Annotated in this window: 24 protein-coding genes and 1 pseudogene; 15 read left to right on the forward strand and 10 right to left on the reverse strand. The window is 73.9% G+C overall.

Going from position 1 to position 23,040, the window contains the following annotated elements; genetic code table 11:
- Nucleotides 1-120: 120 nt before the first annotated feature.
- A complete protein-coding gene (locus AB0F13_RS17660) occupies nucleotides 121-1,353 on the forward strand; it encodes a sensor histidine kinase (RefSeq protein ID WP_362082392.1) in 1,233 nt (410 codons plus the stop codon).
- The gene (locus AB0F13_RS17665) at nucleotides 1,350-1,994 is read left to right on the forward strand and encodes a response regulator transcription factor (protein WP_362082395.1); all 645 of its coding nucleotides are present in this window, start codon (nucleotides 1,350-1,352) and stop codon (nucleotides 1,992-1,994) included. Before AB0F13_RS17660 ends, AB0F13_RS17665 begins: the two co-directional genes overlap by 4 nt.
- A 13-nt stretch (nucleotides 1,995-2,007) precedes the next feature.
- Here the strand turns inward: AB0F13_RS17665 and AB0F13_RS17670 are convergent, their stop codons facing one another.
- A complete protein-coding gene (locus AB0F13_RS17670; RefSeq protein ID WP_362082398.1) occupies nucleotides 2,008-3,246 on the reverse strand; it encodes a DUF418 domain-containing protein in 1,239 nt (412 codons plus the stop codon).
- 307 nt (nucleotides 3,247-3,553) lie between these two features.
- Here AB0F13_RS17670 and AB0F13_RS17675 point away from each other — a divergent pair, with 307 nt between their 5' ends.
- The 7 genes from AB0F13_RS17675 (at nucleotide 3,554) to AB0F13_RS17705 (ending at nucleotide 9,472) form a co-directional block, all read left to right on the forward strand.
- Complete coding sequence (locus AB0F13_RS17675) at nucleotides 3,554-3,937, forward strand: hypothetical protein (protein ID WP_362082401.1); 384 nt, start codon at nucleotides 3,554-3,556, stop codon at nucleotides 3,935-3,937.
- 38 nt (nucleotides 3,938-3,975) lie between these two features.
- Nucleotides 3,976-4,755 (forward strand): transcriptional regulator, encoded by a 780-nt coding sequence (locus AB0F13_RS17680; protein ID WP_362082658.1) that lies wholly within the window; start codon nucleotides 3,976-3,978, stop codon nucleotides 4,753-4,755.
- 67 nt (nucleotides 4,756-4,822) lie between these two features.
- Nucleotides 4,823-5,257, forward strand: a complete 435-nt coding sequence (locus tag AB0F13_RS17685) for a roadblock/LC7 domain-containing protein (RefSeq protein ID WP_362082661.1) — start codon at nucleotides 4,823-4,825, stop codon at nucleotides 5,255-5,257.
- Between the two features lie 98 nt (nucleotides 5,258-5,355).
- Nucleotides 5,356-5,730 (forward strand): hypothetical protein, encoded by a 375-nt coding sequence (locus AB0F13_RS17690; protein ID WP_362082404.1) that lies wholly within the window; start codon nucleotides 5,356-5,358, stop codon nucleotides 5,728-5,730.
- 257 nt (nucleotides 5,731-5,987) lie between these two features.
- Nucleotides 5,988-6,578: a hypothetical protein gene (locus AB0F13_RS17695; protein WP_362082407.1), complete on the forward strand. Its 591-nt coding sequence runs from the start codon at nucleotides 5,988-5,990 to the stop codon at nucleotides 6,576-6,578.
- Between the two features lie 470 nt (nucleotides 6,579-7,048).
- A complete protein-coding gene (locus AB0F13_RS17700; RefSeq protein WP_362082409.1) occupies nucleotides 7,049-8,608 on the forward strand; it encodes a hypothetical protein in 1,560 nt (519 codons plus the stop codon).
- A gap of 240 nt (nucleotides 8,609-8,848) precedes the next feature.
- Nucleotides 8,849-9,472 carry a 50S ribosomal protein L25/general stress protein Ctc gene (locus AB0F13_RS17705; protein WP_362082412.1) on the forward strand — a complete coding sequence of 208 codons (624 nt, stop codon included), beginning with the start codon at nucleotides 8,849-8,851 and terminating at the stop codon, nucleotides 9,470-9,472.
- A gap of 510 nt (nucleotides 9,473-9,982) precedes the next feature.
- On the opposite strand, the gene AB0F13_RS17710 is transcribed toward AB0F13_RS17705, so the two are convergent.
- Nucleotides 9,983-11,350: an erythromycin esterase family protein gene (locus AB0F13_RS17710; protein WP_362082415.1), complete on the reverse strand. Its 1,368-nt coding sequence runs from the start codon at nucleotides 11,348-11,350 to the stop codon at nucleotides 9,983-9,985.
- Between the two features lie 180 nt (nucleotides 11,351-11,530).
- Here AB0F13_RS17710 and AB0F13_RS17715 point away from each other — a divergent pair, with 180 nt between their 5' ends.
- Nucleotides 11,531-12,283, forward strand: coding sequence for an MBL fold metallo-hydrolase (locus tag AB0F13_RS17715; RefSeq protein ID WP_362082418.1), 753 nt, complete (start codon nucleotides 11,531-11,533; stop codon nucleotides 12,281-12,283).
- A gap of 129 nt (nucleotides 12,284-12,412) precedes the next feature.
- Here AB0F13_RS17715 and AB0F13_RS17720 read toward each other — a convergent pair whose 3' ends face one another.
- Nucleotides 12,413-13,267, reverse strand: coding sequence for a universal stress protein (locus AB0F13_RS17720; protein WP_362082421.1), 855 nt, complete (start codon nucleotides 13,265-13,267; stop codon nucleotides 12,413-12,415).
- A 318-nt stretch (nucleotides 13,268-13,585) separates the two neighbouring features.
- On the opposite strand from AB0F13_RS17720, the gene AB0F13_RS17725 reads away from it, so the two are divergent.
- The 5 genes and pseudogenes from AB0F13_RS17725 (at nucleotide 13,586) to uppS (ending at nucleotide 17,957) form a co-directional block, all read left to right on the forward strand.
- On the forward strand, nucleotides 13,586-14,662 hold the full coding sequence (locus AB0F13_RS17725) for a zinc-dependent alcohol dehydrogenase family protein (RefSeq protein WP_362082424.1): 1,077 nt from the start codon (nucleotides 13,586-13,588) through the stop codon (nucleotides 14,660-14,662).
- Between the two features lie 118 nt (nucleotides 14,663-14,780).
- Nucleotides 14,781-14,882, forward strand: a pseudogene (locus AB0F13_RS17730) (DNA-binding response regulator); the annotation flags it as partial.
- Nucleotides 14,883-15,150: 268 nt separating this feature from the next.
- Entirely contained in the window at nucleotides 15,151-15,735 is a 585-nt protein-coding gene (locus tag AB0F13_RS17735; RefSeq protein ID WP_362082427.1) for a DUF6230 family protein, read from the forward strand.
- Nucleotides 15,726-16,109 (forward strand): DUF6114 domain-containing protein, encoded by a 384-nt coding sequence (locus tag AB0F13_RS17740; RefSeq protein WP_362082430.1) that lies wholly within the window; start codon nucleotides 15,726-15,728, stop codon nucleotides 16,107-16,109. The genes AB0F13_RS17735 and AB0F13_RS17740 overlap by 10 nt, the downstream gene beginning before the upstream one ends.
- Nucleotides 16,110-16,151: 42 nt before the next feature.
- The gene (gene uppS / locus AB0F13_RS17745; protein WP_362082433.1) at nucleotides 16,152-17,957 is read left to right on the forward strand and encodes a polyprenyl diphosphate synthase; all 1,806 of its coding nucleotides are present in this window, start codon (nucleotides 16,152-16,154) and stop codon (nucleotides 17,955-17,957) included.
- Here the strand turns inward: uppS and AB0F13_RS17750 are convergent.
- The 7 genes from AB0F13_RS17750 to AB0F13_RS17780 form a co-directional block, all read right to left on the reverse strand.
- Entirely contained in the window at nucleotides 17,933-18,646 is a 714-nt protein-coding gene (locus AB0F13_RS17750) for a L,D-transpeptidase family protein (RefSeq protein ID WP_362082436.1), read from the reverse strand. The two genes, uppS and AB0F13_RS17750, sit on opposite strands and share 25 nt — an antisense overlap.
- Before the next feature lie 504 nt (nucleotides 18,647-19,150).
- The gene (locus AB0F13_RS17755) at nucleotides 19,151-20,932 is read right to left on the reverse strand and encodes a complex I subunit 5 family protein (protein ID WP_362082439.1); all 1,782 of its coding nucleotides are present in this window, start codon (nucleotides 20,930-20,932) and stop codon (nucleotides 19,151-19,153) included.
- A 6-nt stretch (nucleotides 20,933-20,938) separates the two neighbouring features.
- Nucleotides 20,939-21,283 (reverse strand): sodium:proton antiporter, encoded by a 345-nt coding sequence (locus AB0F13_RS17760; RefSeq protein ID WP_362082442.1) that lies wholly within the window; start codon nucleotides 21,281-21,283, stop codon nucleotides 20,939-20,941.
- Nucleotides 21,280-22,017: an MnhB domain-containing protein gene (locus tag AB0F13_RS17765; RefSeq protein WP_362082445.1), complete on the reverse strand. Its 738-nt coding sequence runs from the start codon at nucleotides 22,015-22,017 to the stop codon at nucleotides 21,280-21,282. The genes AB0F13_RS17760 and AB0F13_RS17765 overlap by 4 nt, the downstream gene beginning before the upstream one ends.
- The gene (locus tag AB0F13_RS17770; RefSeq protein WP_362082664.1) at nucleotides 22,014-22,262 is read right to left on the reverse strand and encodes a DUF4040 domain-containing protein; all 249 of its coding nucleotides are present in this window, start codon (nucleotides 22,260-22,262) and stop codon (nucleotides 22,014-22,016) included. Before AB0F13_RS17770 ends, AB0F13_RS17765 begins: the two co-directional genes overlap by 4 nt.
- Nucleotides 22,263-22,266: 4 nt before the next feature.
- Nucleotides 22,267-22,698 (reverse strand): monovalent cation/H+ antiporter complex subunit F, encoded by a 432-nt coding sequence (locus AB0F13_RS17775; protein ID WP_362082448.1) that lies wholly within the window; start codon nucleotides 22,696-22,698, stop codon nucleotides 22,267-22,269.
- Complete coding sequence (locus AB0F13_RS17780) at nucleotides 22,695-22,865, reverse strand: hypothetical protein (protein ID WP_362082451.1); 171 nt, start codon at nucleotides 22,863-22,865, stop codon at nucleotides 22,695-22,697. Before AB0F13_RS17780 ends, AB0F13_RS17775 begins: the two co-directional genes overlap by 4 nt.
- Nucleotides 22,866-23,040: the final 175 nt, after the last annotated feature.

The following is a 23,040-nucleotide window of genomic DNA, read 5'->3' on the forward strand; positions in this document are numbered from 1 at the left end:
TCCGGCTGGTCCGGCCGGGAAGGACGCAGGACACCGGGGTCAACCGATCGGATGATGCGAAGGGGCGCGGGAGGGGTTAGGACGGGAAGGCAGCACCGTTTCGGCAAGGAGAACACACCCGTGCACAGCCCCCCGCCACAGGCCCCGGCCGCCCGGGCCCCGGCCCACGAACGCGACAGCGACCCCGACGCGTGGTGGTTCGCCGCGGTGCGGCACGCCGCGTTCTTCCTCCTCCTCGGCGCGTCCCTCGTCCGCTTCCTGCTCCGCCACCCCGGTGAACCCCGCGCTCCGTGGGTCATCGCCCTGAGTGCCGCGCTCGCCGCGCTGTACGCGCTCGGTTCGGCGCTCGGCGATGCCGCCGTGGCCCGCCGGCGCCTGTGGCTGGGTGCGGTCGTCGCCGCCTGGGTGGTGCTGGTCGTGCTCGCGCCGAGCTTTGCGTGGTGTGCGATTCCCCTCGTCTACACGGGCCTGCGCACGCTGCCGGTGCCGGCCGCGCTCGTCCTGATCGGCGTGCTGACGGTCTTCGTCGTGGGCGCTCAGATCAGCCTCTTCGGCTTCGACCCGAACCTCGTCGTCGCCCCGCCGACCGTCGCCGCAATGGCCACCGCCGTCTTCGTCCATATGCAGCGGCAGGCGTCCCGGCAGCGCGCGCTGATCGACGACCTGCTGCGTACGCGCCGGGAACTGGCCGCGACCGAGCGGCGTGAGGGGACCCTCGCCGAGCGGCAGCGGCTGTCGATGGAGATCCACGACACCCTGGCCCAGGGGCTGTCCAGCCAGCAGATGCTGTTGCAGGCCGCGGACCGCGTCTGGGACGCCGATCCGGCCACGGCCCGCGCCCATGTCCGTACCGCCGCCGGCGTCGCGGCCCGTGACCTCGCCGAGGCCCGCCGCTTCGTCCACGACCTGGCGCCCCCGGACCTGGAGCGGGGTGTGGTGCTGGCCGAGGCCCTGCGCGCCCTGGCCGCACGGGAGCCGACCGGCGCACTCACCGTGCGCTTCCACCTGGAGGGGGAGCCCGTCCCGCTGCCGGGCCCGGTGGAGTCGGCGCTGCTGCGCATCGCCCAGGGGGCGCTCGCCAACGTACGTGAGCACGCCGGTGCGACCACCGCCGCTCTCACCCTCACCTGCCTCGACGACCAGGTCGTCCTCGACATCGCGGACGACGGGCAGGGCTTCGACCCGGCCGCCGCGCGGCCGGCCGCCGGGGTGCGCGGGCACGGCCTCCCCGCCATGCGGGCCCGCGTCCTGGCGCTCGGCGGCCGCCTGGACGTGGAGTCGGCGCCCGGCGAAGGCACCGTCGTCTCCGTGTCCGTCCCCCTGCCCCACTCCCCCTCCCCGGAGCCACGGTGAACACCACCCCTGTGCGTCTGCTGTTGTGCGACGACCACGCCGTCGTACGGGCCGGGCTGCGGGCCCTGCTCGCGAGCGCGCCCGGCATCGAGGTCGTCGGGGAGGCCGGGACCGGCGAGGAGGCGGTGGCGCTGACCGCGAAGCTGACGCCGGACGTGGTCCTGATGGACCTTCAGCTGGGGCCGGGCATCGGCGGTGCGGAGGCCACACGCCGCATCGTCGCCGCGGCCGGCGGGGCGACGCATGTGCTGGTCCTCACCACGTACGACACCGATGCGGACGTCACGCGCGCCATCGAGGCCGGGGCCACCGGGTACCTGCTGAAGGCCGAGCGCCCCGAGGAGCTGTTCTCCGCCGTCCACGCCGCGGCCAAGGGGCGCACCGCCCTCTCGCCGCCGGTCGCCGGCCGGGTGATGGCCCGTATGCGCGGCACCCGGCCCGCGGCGGGCACGCTCACCGGGCGCGAGCGCGACATCCTGGGACAGCTGGCGCGGGGCCTGGGCAATCGTGAGATCGCACGGGAGCTGTTCATCAGCGAGGCCACGGTCAAGACCCACCTGGGCCGGATCTACGCCAAGCTCGGCGTGGACACCCGCGCCGGCGCGGTGGCCGTGGCCAAGGAGCAGCGACTGCTCCCCTGACCGTGGCCCGGTGTCAGCGCCGCAGCGCCCACTTCTGTACCGACTCCAGCGGCCCGTTGGGAAACCGCCGCAGCCACAGGGTCGAGCCGGTCATCAGGACGAGGCACACCGCCGCCCAGAGGATGATCACCCACCACGGGCCCGAGTCGCCGAAGCGGGCGGCCAGCCCCAGGCCGATGCCGTACGAGGCGAGCATGCACAGCACGTTCTGGGTGACGTAGCAGGAGAGCGCGGTGCGGCCCACCGAGGTCAGGCCCCGGACGAGCAGCCCGCTGCCGCGCATCCGGTCCGTGAGCAGGCCGATCAGGCCGATGTAGCCGAGGGCCACCACCGGGGCCGCCACATAGCGGCCCAGCAGGTAGAAGTGCTCGCCGCCCAGGCCCGTGGCCACGTTCAGCGGCACGCCCAGCCCGAGGCCCCAGCCGAGCAGGCGGGCACGGATGCGGCGCCCGGTGGTGCCGGGGGCGAACGCGCCGGCGCGCAGGAGCCGTACGCCGAGGAGGAAGAGGAAGACGAGCAGCCCGAAGGAGAGGACCGGTTCCATGCGCAGCATGACGGCGTTGTGGAGGCGGAAGGCCACTTGGCCGAGGTAGCCGCCGTCGGCGTAGAGCTCGACGACCCGGCGGCCCGGCCCGTCCTCGCCGTCGGAGCCGGCGGCGATCGCGCCCGCGGTGAGCAGGGACATGAGCGCCACGTGCAGGCCCGCCGCGGTCCACATCACTCTCCGGCGGAACCGGTCGGAGCGGGTGAGCAGCCGGGCCACCAGCAGTGCGGTGACCGCGTAGCCCATGAGGACGTCCCAGGCGAAGACCAGGACGAAATGCAGGGTTCCCTCGGCGAACAGGAAGAGCGCACGCCACCGGTACCGGCCCGGCCACGGTGCTCCCCGCTCGGCCGCGGAGGTGAACTGTATGGCCAGTCCGACGCCGAACAGGATGGTGAGCATGGCCAGGAACTTGCCGTCGGCGAGCAGCCGGAAGGCGCTCTCGACCGCCGCGGGCAGGGAGGGAGCGGACAGCAGCTCGCGCGGCGAGGAGCCCGCGACGCCGGAGAGGACGCCCCCCTCGGCTCCCGGGCCGGCGAATATCCAGACGTTGGTCATGAGCGTGCCGAGGATGGCGGTGCCCCGCAGCACGTCGAGGAGCGGCAGCCGCCCGCTCGCGCCGGTGACCTGCCCGGATGCCTCCGGGCGGTGCGTGGTTCCCGGTGCCGGGCCGGGTGCGGGGACGGCCGGCCGTACGGTGTCCGACATCGCGATCTCCCAGGCTCGTGGATTTTCTCCATCGTCACCGCGCGCTTCGCGACGAGCCTCGTAGGTGGTGATGAAACCGCGCTACATCCTTCGATGTAGCGGCTCCCTTGGGGCACCCTGAAATGCCGCTGAATGCCGCTGAATCCGGCCACTACCGCTTCGGCACATGTGCCGAAGGAAAATGCCAATTCCCTCCCCTCACACCACCGTTATCGGTTACCTTCCGTCGCAGAGGGCATGCCACTGGTGATCGCCACCCGTACGTAGTCGCGGCAGACGCTGCTGCCGCGCGGCTGGAGAGGATCGTGTGACCGGTATCGACGGGTGCTTGGCCGAGGCCATGACCATCCCCGGGGCGCGGGGCGCGAGCCTTGTGGACTGGACCACTGGGCTCGCTCTCGGGGTGGTGGGCGACGGCCCGGAAGGCGACCACGAGTCCTCGGCGGCGGAGGCGGCCGAGCTGGCCCGGCTCGCCTTCGAGAACGGCGCGTTCACCCGCTCCACACCCGACGCGGGGCCGGTGGAGGACCTGATCGTCACGGCGCGCGGGAGCTACCACCTGATCCGCTTCGTGGAGACCGCCTTCGACAGCAGTGTCTTCCTCTACCTGTGGCTGGACCGCACCGAGGCCAATCTCGCGGTGGCCCTGTTCCGGCTCAAGGACCTGACCTCCAGGCTGGTGGTGACGTGAGCGCGACGGTGAGCGTGGAGCCGGGCGCGGCCGCGCCGGTGGTGGATCGCGGGAGCAGCACGCTGGTCCGGCTCGCCGCCGACCGCGCCACGGGCGCCCTGCACGGCCGCGTCGGCGCGCTCTACTTCGCCGACGGTGCCGTGGTGCACGCCGAGAGCCCCGCGGTGCCCGACGTGGGGTGGCGGCTGACGGCCGGGGGGCGGCTGTCTCCGGAGGCCTGGGACGAGGCGGTGGAGGAGGGCGGTCCGCACTACCGGGCCGGCAGCTTCCTCGTCGAGCACGGCCGTCTGAGCAGGGGCGAGCTCGAACTGTGCCACGCGAGCGCGCTGTTCGACGCCGCCTACTTCGTCCTGTCCCCGCTCGACGGCGCCCAGCAGGTGCCGGACCGGTTCCTCAGGGAGGCCAGGCACTGGTTCGGGCCCGTCCGCCCGGTTCCCGTGCCCGTCCTGCAACGGGAGGTGCGCCGTCGGCGGTGTCTGCTGGAACGGGCCTGGCCGTGCCCGCAGGTGGACGCGGCCCCGGTCGTCCCGGTCGCCGGCGCCGGCCCGTACGGGCCGGGCGGCGGCACCGGGCTGCCGACGTGCGGCCGGCGGGCCGTCCTGGACGCGGCCGACGGGGTGCGTACGCCGTTGCAGATCGCCAGGGCGCTGGGGCGTTCGGCCTTCGCCACCCTCCTCGACGTCCGGCGGCTGGCGGCCGCGGGGCTGGTCCGGACCCCGGAGGCAGGCCCCCCGCCGGTGTGTACGCCGCCGCGCGGCACCACCGCCCCGGAGATCTCCCTGCTCTACCGGATCCGCGACGCTCTGGAGGCCCTGTGACCCTGAAACGCCCCGTGACCGCGTCGTGCACCGGCTCGCCGGCCCGCCGGATCCAACCGATCTCATGATGAGGCGTGCGCTGAGGCAGTTCGCCGGAAGGAGACAGTCGATGACCGCCGCACCCGAGGTGCTCGCCGAGCTCCAGGGGTTACGTGTCCGGGTACCGCATCTGACCGGTGCGATGGTGGCGAGCACCGACGGGCTGGTGATCGCGCATCTGGTCACCGGCATGGAACCGGACGGCGTGGCCGCACTGACCGCCGCCGCTCTGGGAGTTGGCGCCCGGCTGACGAACGCCGTGGGCCACGGCGGCTTCCGCGAGCTGATCGTCAGCGGTGAACTCGGCTACGTGGCCACGTACGCCGCCGGAGACTCGTGCGTACTGACGCTCCTGGCCTCGGCCGAGGCCAATGTGGGCCGGCTGAACCTGGAGGCCCGCAGGGCCGGCACGCGGATAGCCGCCATGGCGGACGGCACGCTGGAGCGCCAGCGGCAGGCGTGACGGACGACTTCTCCATATCGATATTTAGCGACAAAACGACACCGATACCGACCGCGACACCAACTCCGATACCGACACGGACAGAAAGCGGACCTCTGATGGCGAACACCGAATTGGCACTCAAGGACGCGATGGGCTCGATCGACGGGGCCATCGGCGTCGCGCTCGTCGACTACAGCAGCGGAATGGCCCTCGGCACCCTGGGCGGGACCCAGTCGTTCGACCTCAACGTCGCCGCCGCGGGCAACACGGACGTCGTACGCGCCAAGCTGCGCGCCATGGAGATGCTCAACCTCCAGGACACCATCGAGGACATCCTCATCACCCTCGGTACGCAGTACCACTTGATCAGGCTGCTGACCGGCCGTGGCGGCAACGGCCTCTTCCTCTACCTGGTCCTGGACGGCAAGCGGGCCAACCTGGCGATGGCCCGGCACCAGCTCAAGCGCATCGAGGCGGACCTGGAGGTGTGAGCCGCCGCCGGCTCCTCCCACCGTCACCTGACGCCGGTTTAGGTACCCGTCCCGCGCAAATGGATGACGTCGTTTCGAGTGGAAAGCAGGCCGTCGCGCGGGGCGGCCGCCCCGTCGCACCTGGCGCCCCGTCAGGGCTCCGGTCCACCACGCCGGTCAAATGTGGCGAGGGGTCAGATGCGCTCCGATTGCGAGGCCCGGGCACCCGCCGCAAGGTGATCGGGAAGATCTCTTTCCCCGCTCGAAGGAGTTGGACCATGGGTGCCTCCCGAAGAAACAGCCTTTTCGTGTCCGGTGCGGTGTGCGGTGCGCTCATCCTCGGCGCGGCCGGCGTCAACGCCACGGCCGGCACGATGTCCTCGGCGCCGGGTGCGCCCCGCACCGCCGTTCCCGCGCAGGTGCCCCCGCCCACCGCACTGCGCAAGGCCGCCGGCGAGGGGGCCCGGGCCATCGACGCCAACGTCATCGGCAAGCAGGCGGCCGCCGCCTTCGCCGCGGAGTGCAAGGCGGTGCGGGAACAGGGCCGGGCGCACAGCGAACGGTGCGGCGCGCTCGAGGAACACCTGGGGATGCTCGGCAAGGCGCGGGCCGGCATGGAGCAGCAGGCGGGCGCGGCCCGGCCGGATCTCACCGCGCTCACCACCGCGACCACCGACGCGGTCGCGGCCACGGCCCGCCTCGCCAGGGACCAGGCCCGGGCGGAGGGCGAGGAGGACCGTGCCGTGGAAGACGGCAGTCTCCTCTCCACCGTGACGGGCTCGGTGAGGGGACTGGTCAACTCCCTCGGCGGGGTGGTGCGCGGCCTGACCGGGCAGGTCAGTGGCCTGCTCAAGGGCCTGCTGAGCTAGCCGGGCCCTGCCGGGCCGACGGGGCGGGAGGGACCCGGGTCCGGACGACGTCCGGGCCCGGGAAACACCCCTCGCGTGCGCAGCCATCGACAACGTCGCCTGCGTCGTGGCACTCGGCCGGTCTCCTGACGAGGCGTCAATCGCCCTGGTGGCAAACGCAGACAGGACGAGACACGGGAGCAGGACATGCGGTCAGGTGCGCTGTCGCTGGTGTTGGTGCTGGTGTTGCTGTGCGGTGCTGTGCTGTTCGTCCCCACGTCGTCGCCGTCTTCCGCGGCCGGACCCTGGTGGGATCGGTGGTGGCGCTCGCCATGGCGGCCCGTACGGTGCAGCCGCGCCCGTACCGGTAGGCCCGCCCGCGGAGCGCCGCACTCCGGGTCGTGCCGCCGTACCGCTCGTGCGGGTCACCGCACTCGGCCGACTGCCGGGCCCGCCTCGCGGGCCCGGCGCGGCCGGTGGAACGTGGCCCCATGCGGTCAGCTCCCCTCGCTCCCGGCCCGCACGCGCAGGACTCCGCCGCGCGGGCGGGCCGCGCGCCGGGCGCGCCGGCCCTTGCGTGGCTCGCTGCCCTCGCCGCCGCCTACACCTTCGTCCAGCTGGCCCTCGTCGTCCCCGGCACGGGCCTGGGCTGGGACGAGACGGTGTACGTCAGCCAGGTCGGGCCACAGGCCCCCGCCGCGTTCTTCAGCGCGCCCCGCGCCCGGGGCATCACCCTTCTCGTGGCGCCCGTCGCCGCGCTGTCGGCCTCCACCGCGGTGCTGCGCGTCTGGCTGGCCGTGCTCTCCGGCTGTGGGCTCTTCCTGTCCCTGTGGGTCTGGCGGCGGCTGCTTCCGGCGCCGGTGCCCACGGCGGCGGGAGCGCTGTTCTGCAGCCTGTGGATCACTGTGCTCTACGGGCCGCAGGCCATGCCCAACCTCTGGGTCGCGTACGGGGCGCTGTGCGCCACGGGATGCTTCCTGCGGGTGGTGCGGGAGGGCGGCGACCGCCGGGCGCTCGCCGGTCTGGTCCTGGCGGTCGCCTTCACCGCGCTGATGCGGCCCGGTGACGCCCTGTTCCTGGTGCTGCCGCTCGCGGGCGCGGCCGTGTGCGTGCGGGCGTGGCGCGGGCCGGCCGTGCTCCTCGCTCTCGTGGCCGGTGCGGTCCTCGGCGGTGCGGAGTGGGTGATCGAGGCGTACGTGCGCTACGGCGGTCTCCCCGCGCGCCTGCACCGGGCGGGTGAGATCCAGGGCGGCTGGGGCGGGCACCTCGCTCTGGGCCACCATGTTCGCGCCCTGGAGGGGCGGTCCCTGTGCCGGCCCTGCGACGTGCCGTGGCGTCATCCGGTCACGGCACTGTGGTGGTTCGCCCTTCCTGTGCTCACGGCGGGCGGGCTCGTGGCGGCGGTCCGCCTGCGCCGCCTTCCCGTGGTGGCGCTGCCGGTCCTCGTCGCGGTGTCCCTGGCGGCGCCGTACCTGCTGATCGACTACGCCGCGCCCCGGTTCCTGCTTCCCTCGTACGCGCTGCTGGCGCTGCCCGTCGCGCTCTGCCTGACGGTGGCGGCGAGCACCGCGGGGCGGACGCAGGGAGCGCGGGTACGGGTGCGGCCGCTCGGCGCAACGGTGCTCGCACTGGCGCTGCTCGCGCATGTCGCCGTCCAGCACAAGGTCCTCGACCGGGCGGTGTCCCGCAGCCGTGGGACCCGCGTCGCGGTCGAGCGCGTCGTCGCCGAGCTGCGCCGCCACGGCGTGCGGCCGCCCTGCGTCGTCACCGGCACCGAGGCCGTGCGGATCGCCTTCCGGGCCGGCTGCGCCTCCCGGCAGACGGGCGGTCACGACGGCAGCAGCACGCCGGCGCAGCTCCTGGAGGCGGCGGGGCGCCGACCGGTGGCGGTCCTGGTGAGCGGGGGCCGGGCGGCCCCGTCGTACGCCCGCAGCTGGCGTGTCAAGCCGCTGCCCCGGCTGCCGGGGGAGGCCGCCGGCTTCCGTGTCCACCTCTCGCCGCCGCCCGCCCCCGGTCCCGCGCGCCGGGCCGGGCCGCGGGGCGCGCGGTGACGCGGGGCTGTCTTCGCGCGGAACTCCGTCCCGTCCGTGGGGCATTCGCGAATTCACGGTTCGGCCGAATGGCTCAACAGCGGGATTTCCCGGTTCTCCGGCTGGATACACTCGCGGAGTTGCCCGGCGAGGGAGGCCGTATTCACGGGGTGCGGCTTCCTTTATCGGCCGCGCTTCGTACGAGGTCTGTCAGGGCCCGGGTAACGGCCACTGGACAGTCTGCATACGAGGAGTGCCGTCATGGCCGAGGTAAAGCTGAGCGCCGAAAGGCGTACCGACTTCGGCAAGGGTGCGGCCCGCCGCACCCGCCGCGAGAACAAGGTCCCTGCCGTCATTTACGGTCACGGCGCCGATCCGAAGCACGTGTCGCTCGACGGCCACGCGCTGATGATGGCCCTCAAGACCCCGAACGTACTGATCAATCTGGATATCGCCGGCAAGGGCGAGCTCGTGATCCCCAAGGCCGTGCAGCGCGACCCGCTCAGGGGCTTTCTCGTCCACGTCGACTTCCTCGCCGTGAAGAAGGGCGAGAAGGTCACCGTCGAGGTGCCGGTCCTCACCGAGGGGGAGCTCGCCCCGGGCGGCAATCTGCTCGAGCACATCCTCAACGCCCTGCCGGTGGAGGCCGAGGCCACGCACATCCCCGAGGCGTTCACCGTGTCCATCGAGGGCCTGGAGGCCGGTCACACCATTCGCGCCGGTGACATCCCGCTGCCGCGCGGCAGCTCACTGGCCGTCGAGGAGGACGCCGCCGTTCTGCAGGTCGTGGCCGCCCAGGCGGAGGCTCCGGCCGAGGAAGCCGAGGAGGAGGCCGGGGCCGAGGGTGCGCCCGAGGAGAAGTCCGCGCAGAGCGCCGAAGGCTGAGTCCGGCCACGCGGCACACCGGCCGCCCGCCCCCGGCCGGGGGCGGGCGGCCGTCTTCTGGTGCCGGCTGTTGCGGAATCCGATGACGACGGCGCCCCACCAGCAGATCTGGGAGACGAGGGCGGTGGCGCCGCACCGGGCCGGCAGGCCCGGGGTCGGCAGGCCCGGGGTCGGCTGGGCGGCGTGCCGCAGGGTGCAGCGGCCCGTGATCCACAGAGCCGGTGGTAGTCGGCCGCCAGGACGGCTCCGAAACCGAGGACGAGGGACGCGAGGTGGACGAAGAGCGCCGCCCGGCGCGCAGGGCCGCGGCGCCTTCCAGGTGCAGGGAGACCCAGACCCGCGCCGGCCCGGGCCGCGCACGCCGTCAGCGCGGCCCCGCCGACCGTCCACCACGAGTCGTAAAGACCCACCGGCCGGCCCGTCCGGGCGTCGGCCGTCACCCGCCCGCCGGTTTTTCACCGCGCCGGTCCTGCCTCGGGAACGCCGGGTGTCACTGCGGGAGTACCGCCGTCACTTCAGGAGCCGGGCCGCCGTCACCCGGTGGAGGTGGATGAGGATGTCGGTGGAGTCCGCGAGGGCGGTGTTGCGCAGCGGCTCCGGGAAGGCGGTGCCGTAGTCCTTGGTGGGCCGGGCCGTCTTCAGCCAGGTGCGGGCCGCTGCGGGAGCGGTGCGCATGTCGAGCACGTAGTCGCGGTACGGCACCCGGTCCAGGGTGTGTTCGTTGCTGCCTGGCTCGGCCGGGCCGACCGTGCAGACTTCCACCTTCGACTCCTCGGGGTCGGTCGTCGCGTTGAACGATCCGGCGTCGAAGGTCAGGCGGACGTTGACGTAGTGCTTGCCGAGACGGTCCCTCAGGAAGGCGCCCTGCATCCGGGGGTACCGGGCCGGGTCGGCGCTGACGTAGGAGACGTGCGCGTTGTGCGCGGAGAGCAGGACCTTGCCGCCCGTGTGCTCCTGCCACCACGCGACGTTGGCCGCCATCTGCTCGTCGCGGTGGCGCATGGCCCGGGCGATGTCGCCGGGGTCTCCCAGGTCGTACGCGTACTCGTCCGCCACCTGCGAGATGTTCCGGGCGTGCTGCACGCTCCGGTCGAACTCCCGGCGGTCGCCGTCCGGCCGCTGCGCGCGCAGGAGGTCCAGCGCGCGGCGGGCCCGTTCGGCCATGTCCCGACGCTCTGCCAGGGGCCGCTTGAAGTAGGCGTTCATGTAGTCGCCGACGCCGGTGCCGGGCGCCGGGCGCTGCTCCCGGTAGAGCTCGGTCAAGCGCGGCAGCAGGGCGGGGTGGTGCCCGGCGACGTACCGCGTCACCTCGTCGAAGGGCTGCGGCCCGGCGTAGCCGATGTCGTCCCCCATGAACTGGACCTTCTTCTCGTGGTGCTGGTTGTACGTCCGCATCCACTCGATGAGGTCCCGGTACTCGGCCGTGTTCCAGAAGCTGTAGTCGCGCTGGAACTCCTCCTTCATGATCTGCCGAAGGTCACCCTTGCCGTGGAGCACGTACTCGTTGAGCCGCAGCCCGGTGCTCCACGGGGCTTCCAGGGCGAAGGCGGTGAATCCCTTCTCCTGGACGAGGTACCGCAGGACGCGGTGCTTGTTGGTGAAGAACTCGTGCGAACTGTGCGTGGCCTCGCCCAGCCCGACCACCGACGCGTCGCCCACCATGCGGCCGAGCGGCCGTAGATCCCGCAGGTCGCCGTCGGGTTCGGTGGTGCGCAGCGGGTGGGCGTCCCGCGCGAGGGACGCCACCGGCTCATCGGTCCGGGGCTGCGCCACGACGGGTTGCACGGCCGCCGCGGACGCACCCAGGCAGAGGGCGAGTGTGAGCAAAAGCGAGGACGGCCGGTGGTGGATTCGGGGAGGATGCCCGGTGAATGCCATGGACCCGATGGTCGCGGCAGGCCGGGTCCGGCCACCACCCGGTGCGCCCCCGTTCCCGGGTGGGGGCAGCCCCACCCATGGGGTTTCTCCGTGTGCGCGTCGCGCGGCGTCCGGTGCAAATGTCCGTCACAGTGAGCGAAAGCAATTCGGGAATCGGGAGCTCGGCGAGGGCGGTATCTGGTGGAGACGCTGGTCACGGAAATCGCGCCGGACATCTACCGGCTGTCGACATTCATCAGCGACGCGAACTTCATGTTCAATCAGTTCCTGGTGGACGCCGAGGAACCCCTGCTCTTCCATTGCGGACACCGGGCGCTTTTCCCGCTGGTGTCGGAGGCCATGAGCCGGGTGATTCCCGTGGAGCGGCTCCGCTGGATCACCTTCGGTCATGTCGAGGCCGATGAATGCGGTTCCCTGAATTCCTGGGTGACTGCGGCTCCCCGGGCGACGGTCGCGCATGGCGCGATGGGCTGCGTGGTGTCGGTGAACGATCTGTCCGACCGCACACCGCTTCCCTTGCAGGACGGCCAGGTGATCGACCTCGGGGGAAAGCGCGTCCGCCGCATCGAGACGCCGCACATGCCGCACGGCTGGGATGCCGGGCTGCTGTACGAGGAGACCACGGGGACCCTTTTCTGCGGCGATCTGTTCACCGCGATCGGCGATGCGCCGGCGCTGACCGAACAGGAGATCGTCGGCCCGGCCGTCGCCGCCGAGGACGTCTTCGCGGCGACGTGTCTGACGGCGGCCACCGCACCCACGATGCTGCGGCTGGCCGGCCTGGAGCCCCGCACGATGGGCCTCATGCACGGCCCCGCCTACGCGGGCGACTGCGGCTTGGCACTGCGGGACCTGGCGGGGGCGTACGCGGAGCGGTTCGCGGCATCACTGGACGGTGAACGCGGCCCACAACCCGGCCCGCCCGGCACCTGAACACACGCCACCGGCACCTGAACACCCGCCACGACCCAGCCGGTCCGGCGCTTGAGGACGAGAAACGGTGAAAGGGCGGGGCGGGGGCACATCCCCCGCTGGGCGGGGAGGCCGGGAGCGCAGGGGCGGTCAGTCGTGCGGCACCACCGCCATGGGGCACGGGGCGTGATGCGCACCTGCCTGGGCCACCGGGCCCAGCCGGGGTGTCAGCGCCGGACGGTGTCTGCGGCGCCCGACGACCAGGAGGGCGGCGCCCTGCGCGGCGTCGACCACCGCGCGGGCCGGGCTCTCCAGGCGGACGCTGTCGGTCACCGTCACGTCCGGGTACGCCAGGCACCACGGCCGCAGCACGGCCCGCAGTTCGAGCTGGGCGTTCTGGAGGAGGTCCCCGGCGACCTCGGGGTCCACGCCCCAGGGGGCGTAGGCCTGTACGGGAAGCGGGTGCCCGTGCACGACGCGCAGGGGCGCGCCGCGCGCGGCCGCGGCGCCGAACGCGAAGTCGTACAGCTCGTCGCAGGGGCGGTGGAGGCCGGCGCCCAGCACCACGCCGCCGTCCTCGGGGGCCGCTCCGGCGCGTACGAGGACCACCGGGCGCCCGGCCCTTCCGGCGACGTGCAGCCCCACGTCCCCGAGGAAGAAGCTCTGGAGGCGGTCCAGGCCGCGCGAGCCGAGCACGACCATGGCCGATTCGTCCGCGGCGCGCAGCAGTGCCTGGGCGGGTTCCTCGGCGACCAGGTCCTCGACGATGGCCAGGGAGGGGAAGCGCTGGTGGATCTCCGCCTGCGCGGCGTGGACGATGCGCTTCGCCCAGTAGTCCTGGTCCTGCTCGATCGGCACGCCCTCCGGTTCGGGAACCAGCAGGATCCAGGCGTGGAGCAGCCGCAGGGCCAGGCCGCGCCGGTCGGCCTCGGCGGCCGCCCAGTGCGCGGCGGCCAGGCTCTCGGGTGAGCCGTCCAGTCCTGCGGTGATGGGTGCGCGCTCCATGGCGATCGCCTCCGTCCGTGCGAGGGTCCTGCCTCCAGTGTCGGTCTGTACCGGGACCGCCGGGGCCGGCCATCGGCAGTCCGGCTCCGGCGGGCCCGGCGCAGCGCCCGGCGCGCGGGACAGGCGCGGGACGGGGGTCTCGCGGTCGGTCCGGGCTGCTGCCGGCGTGGCAGGGCACGGCGGCCCGCACATGGGCCGGCCGGGGCAGGTCACGGCCCGTCCCGGCCCTTGCCCGGAGCGAGGCGGGGATGCCTGCGCGCGTTGCCCCGGCCCCGTGCCGGGCGCAGGGTGGAGGCGAGGGGAGCGGAGGTGAGCGCGATGGCCACCGGATCCGGGGGGCAGGGGCCCGGCCGGAAGCCGGCCGGCGCGGGGCCGGCGGTCACCACGGCCTGGGTGGTCGAGCACACCGCTCCGGCCGCGCGGCATCCGTTGCGCCGCGTGGAGCGCCCGCTCGGTGAGCCCGGGCCGGCCGGGCTGCTGATCGAGGTGCGGGCCTGTGGGGTGTGCCGCACCGACCTGCACCTGGCCGAGGGAGATCTGCCGCCGCACCGGGGCCGGTGCACCCCCGGGCACCAGATCGTCGGCCGGGTCCTGCGGGCCGGGCGGGACGTGCGGGACTTCGTCCCCGGCGACCGGGCCGGGGCCGCCTGGCTGGCGGGAACGTGCGGCACGTGCCGCTACTGCCGTGCCGGGCGGGAGAACCTGTGCCCGTACTCCCGCTACACCGGCTGGGACGTCCACGGCGGCTTCGCCGAGCACGCCGTGATCGACGCCCGCTTCGCCTACCACCTGCCGGAAGGACCGCCGGACGAGGAGCTCGCGCCGCTGCTGTGCGCGGGCATCATCGGCTACCGCGCGCTGGAGCGCGCCGAGCTGCCGCCCGGCGGAAGGCTCGGCGTCTACGGCTTCGGTGCCTCCGCCCACCTGACCACGCAACTGGCGATCGCCCGGGGCGCCACCGTCCATGTGCTCACCCGGGACGCCGAGGCGCGGCGGCTGGCCCTGGAGCTGGGTGCCGCCTCCGCGGGCGGTGCCCATGACGCACCGCCCGAACTGCTCGACGCGGCGATCCTCTTCGCCCCGGCCGGCGACCTCGTGCCGGTGGCCCTGGAGGCGCTCGACCGGGGCGGCACCCTGGCGGTGGCCGGCATCCACCTCACCGGCATCCCGGCGCTGACGTACCGCCGGCACCTCTTCCAGGAGCGCACCCTGCGCAGCGTCACCGCCAACACCCGTGCCGACGGCCGCGCCTATCTGGCCGAGGCGGCCCGGCACCGCCCGGTGGTGCATGTGCAGCCGTATCCGATGAGCCGGGCCGACGACGCCCTCGCGGACCTGGCGGCCGGCCGCGTCACCGGAGCGGCGGTGCTGACGGTGCCGGCTCGCGGGCGGTGAGAGGCGTCCGGGGCCGTTCGGCCCATGGCGGGGCCCCGGTTCGGTGGATGATGATCGGATGGGTGTGCGGCGTGCGCACACCGTCGACAGGGAGCGGTAGGCGTGGTGGACCAGGACCCGGGAGCCCGCCCTGCGCCCCGACGTGGCGGTGCTGGACGTGCGGCTGCCGGACGGTGGCGGCATCTCGGTCTGCCGGTGCGGGTGCCGCGCGCGGCGGCCAGCCGCGCCTGGAGCACCTCCAGCAGCTCGCCCGGCCCGAGTTGGGGAAATCGCAAGGAAGCGCCTCCTGACAGGCGCCCGGCCATGGACGGACGGCCTGTCCACCCGGAGCCCCACCGTATCCGTCGCCCCGCACGGCCCCGAACCGAGCCCGGGACTCCTGCGGGGCAGAGCGCGCGGCGCGCTGTGCGGGCGCGGGCTGGACGGAATGCGCCTGTTGAGGCGGATGGGTGGGCGTACGCACGGGAATGCTGGCCTGGTGACGTGACATGGGGGTGGGCGTGGTGGGGGCGCGGCGGCGTTGGGGGCGGTTCTGGCTGTTGCTGACGCCCGCGCTGCTGGCCGCGGGCGCGGTGCTGGCGGCCACGGCGAGCGGTGCGCTGGCCACCTCGGTGGCCGCCTCCGGTTCGGCCTTCAAGGTCTCGGCGGCCCGGGTGACCGCCGGCGGTGTCAGCGCCGTGCCGGGCGTCTACACCGAGCCCGGGGACGGTGCCCGGCATCCCGTCATCCGGGCGACCGTGCAGAAGGCCGAGCTGGAGAACCTGTGCGTGAGTCTGCTGGTGACGCTGCCTGTCGGGGTGGTGACCCTGCGGGCCGTGGCGGGCCGCGCGGAGCCGGTGCGGGGCTCCGGGCTGGCGGTCGACGCCGACTCGGTGCGCGGGAAGGTCGACTTCACCGATGTCCTGGCCCGGGCGGGAGGACTGCTGGAGGGAAGAACCGGCGGCTTCCTGGCCACCACGACAAGCGTCGTCGTGCGGGACGGCAGGGTCACCGCGTGGCAGGGCGCAGGGGCGACGCTGCGCATGAGCGATCCGGACGTGGAGCTGCTGATGGGCAAGCACGAATGCTTCTGATTCCGCCTCTCCTCGCGGGCCTGGCCCGGCGCGCGAAGGGCTGGTGCCGGCGGCGGCCGGCCGGTTCCGCGGTCCTTGTATGCGCGGCCGGCGTGGAGCTGATGGTGCTGCCCCTGCTGGGTGCCCCGGCCGCGGTGCTGCAGCCCGGGATGGCGGCCAACGCCGGCTTCGGGGTGAGCCTGCCGCTGCTGCTGAGCGGGGTCGTCCTGCTGCGTTTCCCCCAACTGCACTCCCTGGCCGGGGTCGCGGCCGTGGCGCTGGCCGTGCTGGCGCTGCTCACCTGCAACATCGGCGGGCTCCTGCTGGGCACCGCCCTGGGGATCGCCGGGGGCTGCCTTGCGTTCTCCTGGGTGCCGCCGCCGGACCCGGGCTAGCCCGGCACGACTGTGTCCGCTGCCCCGCCCACAGGGAGGGTCATGTTCTCCTCGGTCTACGCCAAGGCCGGCATCCACGACCCGCGCCTGCGTGCCGGGTATCAGGAGTGCCGGCGCATCTTCAAACGCGACAGCGGCACCTACTACGCGCTCGGTCACCTGCTGCCGCCCGTCGCGCGCCCCGCCGCCTGGGCCCTGGCCGCCGCCCTGCGGGTGGCCGACGACCTGGCGGACACCGGTCCCGGCGGTCCCGACGCGCGCTCGGACCGCGTGACGGCCTGGTTCGCCGCCTACCGCGACGACCTGCGCCTCGGCGACAGCGCCGACCCCGTGCGGCGGGCCCTGGTGCACACCGTGCGCGCCTGGGACCTCTTCCCCGGCGGGGCGAAGTCGATGTTCGAGGAGCAGTGCCGGGCCCCCCGGAGAGGAAGCCCGCTCACCTGGCAGGAGTGGACGGCTCACAGCCGGTCCGTCAACAGCGTCTTCTTCGGCCAGATCCCCCTCCTGCTGTCCCGCCTCGGGCTGCCCCTGGGCGGGCACACGCGCCATGTGGAGGCCTATCACACCTGGGTGCAGGGGGTTCAGCTCACGGACGACCTCGTCGATCTCCACGAAGACCTCGCCCGTGGGCACGTCACACTCCCGGCGGAGGCCCTCGCGGACTCCGGCGTGCGCGCCGAGGACCTCCTGGCAGGCCGCTGGCCGCCGGAAGCAGACGACCTGCTCCGGTCCCTGGTCGCACGGGGCCGCGCCTGGCTCGACCAGCCGGAGCTGCTGTTCAGCGCGGCGCCGGGGCTCTCGGTGTTCGTCCGGACGACGGCCGAGGTGTTCCTGATGCGGCTGTGCGCGGTGGAGCGGGCGGGTGCCCGGCTGCTGCGCCGCAGGCCCCGCCTCCCGCGCGCCGCCCGTCGGCGCGTTCTTGCCCTCGGCCGCGCCAGGGCGGCCGTCGCCTGGTGGCTGACGCCCCTCCCGCCGGCCCCCTCGTTTCCTCCGGCCGGTCGGCCGCACCGGTTCACGGGCCGCTCCCCCGGCGTGCACCTCGCTCCCGAACCGCCGCACCCCCCCGAACCGCACCCCTCCGGCGCCCGTCCGCCCACTATCGCCCCAGGTCTGCTGCCGCGGCACGTGGCCATCGTGATGGACGGCAACGGCCGCTGGGCCAACGACCGCGGGCTGCCCCGGACCGCGGGGCACCGCGCGGGAGCAGACGCCCTGCGCGACGTCGTGCACGGGGCGCTGGAGATCGGACTGCCGCATCTGACGGTGTACGCCTTCTCCACGGAGAACTGGAGCCGTTCCGCCGCCGAGGTCGACGCCATCATGGCCCTGCTGCGCGAGCACCTCCACGACGACGAGCCCATGCGCCTGGACGTACGGGCCCGCTGGTCCGGCGTTCCCGACGGTCTGCCCGTGGATCTGGTGCAAGCACTCCTGGAACGCGAACACGCCACCAGCCACCGCACCGGCCTCATCCTCACCGTGTGCGCCAACTACGGTGGCCGGAGCGAGATCGCCCAGGCCGCCGGGGCCTTCGCGCGCGCCGCCGTCGCGGGGCACGTGGACCCCGCCCGGGTATCCGAACAGCAGCTGGCCCGCTATCTGCCGCTGCCCGACCTGCCCGACGTCGACCTCCTGTGGCGCACCGGCGGCGAGCAGCGCACGTCCAACTTCCTGCCCTGGCAGAGCACGTACGCCGAGCTCCTGTTCACCGACGGCTACTGGCCCGACACCGACCGCCGCGACCTGTGGCGGGCCATGGCCGCCTACGCGCAGCGGCAGCGCCGCTACGGTGCGGCACCGCCCGGCCCTCAGGCGCCCGGCCCTCAGGTGCCCGGCTTGCGGCCGTAGACGTACACGTCGTCACCGTTCTTCAGCAGCGACCAGTAAGACCTGGCGTCGGCGCGCCGCATGTTCACGCAGCCGTGAGAACCGGGAGCCGACCAGACGCTGCCGTCGATGGAGTGGAACGCCTGCCCGCCGTCGAAGAACTGGCTGTAGGGCATGCGGACTTCGTAGAGCGTCGACCAGTGGTCGATGCTGCGCCAGTAGATCTTCTTCAGACCGGTGCGCGTCTCATAGCCGTCCCGGCCCGAACGGATGGGAACCGGGCCGGACTTCAGCCGCTTGCCGTCCTGGATCCAGGTCAGCTGCCGGGTGAGGTCCACACAGGCGATGCGGCCCTTGTTCACCGGGCACCTGCCGGCGGCGTTGGGGTTGTCGCCGGCCGCCCGCTGCTGGGAGACGAGGTCCATCACGGCCCATGTCACCGGCCCGGCGTAACCGATGGCCGGGGAGATGCCGTGGTCGAGCTGGAAGTCGCGTATGGCCCGGCAGTCGGCGGCCGACTGCTTCCCGTCCACGGTTCTGCCCAGGAACCGCTCCGCCTTCGCCTGGTACGGCCCGGTGCCGGCGGTGCACGCGGACGTCGCGGCCTGGGCTGTCGCACCCATCGCCACGGTCAGGGGGGCGGCCAGCCCGGCCGCCCCCAGCAGTACGCCGAGGCGGCGTACGAACGTCTTGCTTGCGGCACTTGTCATGCTCGGTATGACCACTGGGGCAGCCGGTTGGTTGCACCGCGCATCAGCCGCCGTTGCCGCGCCCGCCGCTCCCGGACCATCCGCGCTTCGCGTTCCGCTCGACGGTGCGTGAGTACGCTGAACTCAAGGGGTAGGCGGCAGCCGAGGGCTGAGCTTCACGGGCCCCCCGCGGGGCGTGCCGCGCCGAGCGTACGGACCTTGGTGCCGGCGTCGGAGTGCGAGCGCGGTGCCCCGCCCGGCGTGCCGACGCACAGGGGCCCAGCAGCTGTTCCGCCGCGCCCCCAGGGCAGTCCCGTACGGCCGGTGGTTCCACGGCCCTGCCGGTCCGTCAGATAGCGCCCCGGCCCTGGCTGTGGAGCAGCAGGTGCAGGTGCGCCGGCGTCGTCCTGCTGGCCCTCTTCGTCCTGTGGCAGGCCCGCAGCCGTCACCCTGCTGCCGCTGCGCATCGTGCGCGACCGGCGGCGTGCGGGGGCCTTCCTGACGGCGGGGCTGCTGGATTCGTCGTCACCACCACGTCAACGCCGACAGCAGGCCGATGCCCGCCATCGTCCAGGCCACGTAGTCGCCGACGTGGCCCGAGTGCAGGCGGCGCAGGGGGGTGGTCCAGGTGCCGGCGGGGAGGAGGCGGTGGACGGCCAGGGTGGCGAGGGCTGCGGCCAGGGTGGCGGAGAGCAGGCCGAGGGCCGCGCCCGGCCAGGTCCACCACTGGCCCGCGTGGCCCGGGTACGGGCCGCCGGTGCGGCCGTCGAGCACCATGGCGGCGTACCCGGCGTGGTCCATGAAGGCCTCCGCGGCCACGCCGGCGCCGTGGGCCAGGCCCGGCACCGTGCCGGCCGCGAGGGAGCCGGCCAGCAGGGCCGCGGCGACACAGACCATGGGGCGGGGCAGCAGACGCAGGCGGCGGCCGGTCTCCGGTTCCTCCTCATCACCCGGGGTCTCCGGTCCGCCCTCCTCGCGGCCGCTGCGCCCGGCGCCCAGGAAGACCCGGGCGGCCACCCGCAGCACCGCGGCGCCGGTCACCGCCGAGACGAGCACGAACAGCACCGGCAGCCAGCCGGCCTGCTCCTCCACCAGGGCCTTGCCCAGGCCCGTGCCGAACGGCGGCAGCCCCGCCAGCGCGAGGCCGCCCAGCGCGAAGAGCAGCCCGATGCCCCGCATGTCACGGCCCCGGCCGTGCAGTTCGCGCTCGTCCACGCTGCCGTGCCGGTCGAGCAGGATGCCCGTGCAGGCGAAGAGAGCGGCCTTGGCGCCCGCGTGCCCGAGGGCGTACAGGCAGGTGCCGGCGAGACCCTCGGGGGTCAGCAGGCAGACACCGGTGAGGAAGAGGCCGGTGTGGGCGACCGTGGAGAAGGCCAGGAGCCGTTTGACGTGCCGCTGCTGCCAGCACATCACCGCCCCGGCCAGCGCGCTCGCCACGCCCAGCACGAGCAGCGCCCGCCGCACGTCGTCCGCCGGGATGCCGCCGGGCCCGGCGAACACGGTCGCGTGGACGCGTGCGACGCCGTACACGCCCATCTCCACCATGACGCCGGACAGCACCATGCAGACCGGCGTGGGCGCGACCGCGTGGGCGTCCGCGAGCCAGAAGTGGAAGGGCACGGCCGCCGCCTTGACCAGCAGCCCGGTCAGGACCAGGACGAACGCGGCGACGACCAGGGCGTCGTGCTCGGGCGCCGCGTCCAGCGCGCGGCCGATCTGCGCCATGCCCAGTTCGCCCGTGCGCGCGTAGAGCAGGGCGATCCCGGTCAGCATGGCGTAGCCGCCGAGCGAGTTCACGAAGCCGAAGGCCAGGGCGCCCTGCACCGGCCGGGCCTCCTCGACCCGGTAGCCGGTCAGCGCGTAGCCGATGACGCCCATGAGCTCGAAGAAGACGAAGGCGTCGAAGAGGTCGCCGGTGAGCGAGAAGCCGCACATGCCCGCCTGGAAGAGCAGGATCATGGCGGGGAAGGCGCCCGCGTGGCCCCTGGGCGGCTGCTCGAAGTAGTGCCAGGAGTAGGCCAGTACGGCCACGATCAGCAAGGACGTCAGGGTGGCGAGTCCCAGACCCACGCGGTCGCCGACGAGGACGATGCCGACGCCGTGGCCGGCGTGTGGCCGCCAGCCGCCCACCCACACCACCTCCGTCGCACCCCGGGCGAGTGCGGCCGCGCAGAGCCCGGCGGGCACGAGGGCGCAGGCGCAGGCGACGGCCTCCGCCACCGGCCTGACCATCCGGCGGCCCAGGCCGACCAGGACCGCGGCGCCGAGCAGCGGCACCACCACGATCAGTGGAAGCAGCCGGTCCATCGCCGCTCAGCCCCTGAGCCCGGACAGCTCGTCCGGGTCGACGGTCCCGTGCCGCTTGTTCACCTGGACGACCAGGGCGAGCAGCAGGGCGGTGACGGTGGCGCCCACGACGACGTCGGTGAGGGCGAGGGCCTGGACGACGGGGTCGACGACGCGGGTGCCGGCCGGGACGTCGGAGAAGACCGGCGCGCTGCCGCCGCGGCGGTAGCCGATGGCCAGCAGCAGGACGTACGTGGCGGACTGGGTCACGGCCAGGCAGCCGACCGCGTGCACGAGGTTGCGGCTGGTGGCCATGCCGTACACGCCGATCAGGAAGATCCAGGCGGCGACGAGGTAGGGCAGTACGGTCACGTCGGCTCCTCTTCCACGATCTCGAGGGCCTGGCCGAGGAAGTGGCCCAGCAGGACGACGACGCCGGCGGCGACCTCCATGCCGACGGCGGCGTTGAGCAGCGGGACCGTGCCGCCGGAGGCCATCGTGTTGAAGGTGCCGTGCGGCAGCGTGTTGGCGAGGTAGGCCGAGCCGGCGAGCAGCCCGGCCGCGCCGAGCACGACGTACGCCGCCTCGCCCGCGCCGTCGGCGAGCTCGTAGAGGGCGACGGGCCGGATCCGCTCCAGCGCCCGGTAGTCGACGCCGATGTAGAGCAGGTGCAGGGCGGTGGCGACGACCACTCCGCCCTGGAAGCCGCCGCCCGGGCTGAGCTGGCCGTGCGCGATCACGTACAGGCCGATGAGCAGGGTGACGGGCAGCAGGATCGTCCCGTAGCGGCGCAGTGCGGGGGCCACCGGTGCGGGCTGGGGGGCCTCGCGCCGTTCGTCACGGGTCTGCCGCAGGAGGACGACCGTGCCGAGGACGGCCGCGAAGAGGATGCTCTCCTCGCCGAGGGTGTCGAACGAGCGCTGGTCGAAGTTGACGGAGGAGACGGTGTTCGCGGTCCGTTGCGCCAGGGCCGTCCGTACGGCCAGGTCGCCGTAGGGGTGCCGGGCGCCGCCGAAGTCCGGAAGGCGCAGGCAGGCGGCCACGAGCAGGGCGGCGGTCGCGGCCAGCCCGGCGGCCAGCAGCCACAGCCGTGCCCGGCCGGTCATTCGCGCCGCTTCCCGCGCCGGATCTTGCGCACCGTCAGCAGGATCATCAGCGGGGTCACCGCCGAGCCGACGCCCAGCTGGGACAGGCCCACGTCGGGTGCCTGCAGCACGGTGAAGAGCAGGGCGAGGCCGAGGCCGAGCAGGGAGAGCACGACGGCCTGCCGTGCCGGGTCGCGGTTGAGGACGGCGGCGGTGGCGGCCGCCGCGACGAACAGCAGGGCGAGGGTGACGAGGGTGTCGTCCAGGGCGTCACGCACGGCGCACGGCCCTGGTCGTGACGGCGGCGCCCGCCAGCAGCAGGGCGCCGATGACGAGCAGCTTGACCATGGCGCGGCCGGGGCCGGTGGCGACGCACAGCGGTACGACGGTCGCGGGCGCCCCGATCGCCACGGCCGGCGTCAGCAGCCGTGCGCCGGGCGGGTGTTTTTCGAGCTCTTCGCCGAGGAGGCGGACGAAGACGAGGGTGCCGGCCGGCCCGAGGACCGAGACGACCAGGGCGAGGTCGGCGTACGAGGGCCGTCCGTACCCCTGGGACAACAGCAGGAACACCAGGCACAGCAGCAGCGTCGCCATGTTCTGGGAGACCACGCGCCGGCCGGGCGTGCCGCTCGCGGCGCCCCACAGGCTGGGGCCCAGCCCGCCGGTGACGAGCGCGGCGGCGGCCGCCAGCCACCAGTTCACCGGGCCGCCCGGCGGGCGCCCCGGGCGGCCCGGGCCGCGAGGAGGGCGGCCGCCGCACCGATCCCCAGGTCCAGCCGGTCGGCCGGCCCGATCAGCACCGCCCACAGGCCGGTGAGGCCGGCCCACCACGCGAGGATTTCCGCCGCCGCGGCCGCACTGCGCAGCACCGTCGCTCCCTCTCCGCACCGCTTTCGGGGTGCTCGCCCGCCGGGCGGGGCCCGGGTCCGCAATGCCCCGAGTATCGGCCATGGGGCCCGGCGGAGGGGGATGCCACACCCTGCGCGGCCGCGAAGGGGGAGGTTTCATCGCGGCGGCCGGGGGTTACCCGTCCCGTCGCACGCC

It is taken from the genome of Streptomyces sp. NPDC026206 (assembly GCF_040638465.1).
GTDB lineage: Bacteria > Actinomycetota > Actinomycetes > Streptomycetales > Streptomycetaceae > Streptomyces.

Coding starts and splice junctions, on each gene's coding strand:
- AB0F13_RS17740 (WP_362082430.1), top strand. CDS start 15,726: ATGCTTCTGATTCCGCCTCTCCTCGCGGGCCTGGCCCGGCGCGCGAAG.
- AB0F13_RS17765 (WP_362082445.1), bottom strand. CDS start 22,017: ATGACCGGCCGGGCACGGCTGTGGCTGCTGGCCGCCGGGCTGGCCGCG.
- uppS (WP_362082433.1), top strand. CDS start 16,152: ATGTTCTCCTCGGTCTACGCCAAGGCCGGCATCCACGACCCGCGCCTG.
- AB0F13_RS17710 (WP_362082415.1), bottom strand. CDS start 11,350: ATGGCATTCACCGGGCATCCTCCCCGAATCCACCACCGGCCGTCCTCG.
- AB0F13_RS17690 (WP_362082404.1), top strand. CDS start 5,356: ATGGCGAACACCGAATTGGCACTCAAGGACGCGATGGGCTCGATCGAC.
- AB0F13_RS17755 (WP_362082439.1), bottom strand. CDS start 20,932: ATGGACCGGCTGCTTCCACTGATCGTGGTGGTGCCGCTGCTCGGCGCC.
- AB0F13_RS17720 (WP_362082421.1), bottom strand. CDS start 13,267: ATGGAGCGCGCACCCATCACCGCAGGACTGGACGGCTCACCCGAGAGC.
- AB0F13_RS17695 (WP_362082407.1), top strand. CDS start 5,988: ATGGGTGCCTCCCGAAGAAACAGCCTTTTCGTGTCCGGTGCGGTGTGC.
- AB0F13_RS17705 (WP_362082412.1), top strand. CDS start 8,849: ATGGCCGAGGTAAAGCTGAGCGCCGAAAGGCGTACCGACTTCGGCAAG.
- AB0F13_RS17750 (WP_362082436.1), bottom strand. CDS start 18,646: ATGACAAGTGCCGCAAGCAAGACGTTCGTACGCCGCCTCGGCGTACTG.
- AB0F13_RS17735 (WP_362082427.1), top strand. CDS start 15,151: ATGGGGGTGGGCGTGGTGGGGGCGCGGCGGCGTTGGGGGCGGTTCTGG.
- AB0F13_RS17725 (WP_362082424.1), top strand. CDS start 13,586: ATGGCCACCGGATCCGGGGGGCAGGGGCCCGGCCGGAAGCCGGCCGGC.
- AB0F13_RS17685 (WP_362082661.1), top strand. CDS start 4,823: ATGAGGCGTGCGCTGAGGCAGTTCGCCGGAAGGAGACAGTCGATGACC.
- AB0F13_RS17700 (WP_362082409.1), top strand. CDS start 7,049: ATGCGGTCAGCTCCCCTCGCTCCCGGCCCGCACGCGCAGGACTCCGCC.
- AB0F13_RS17670 (WP_362082398.1), bottom strand. CDS start 3,246: ATGTCGGACACCGTACGGCCGGCCGTCCCCGCACCCGGCCCGGCACCG.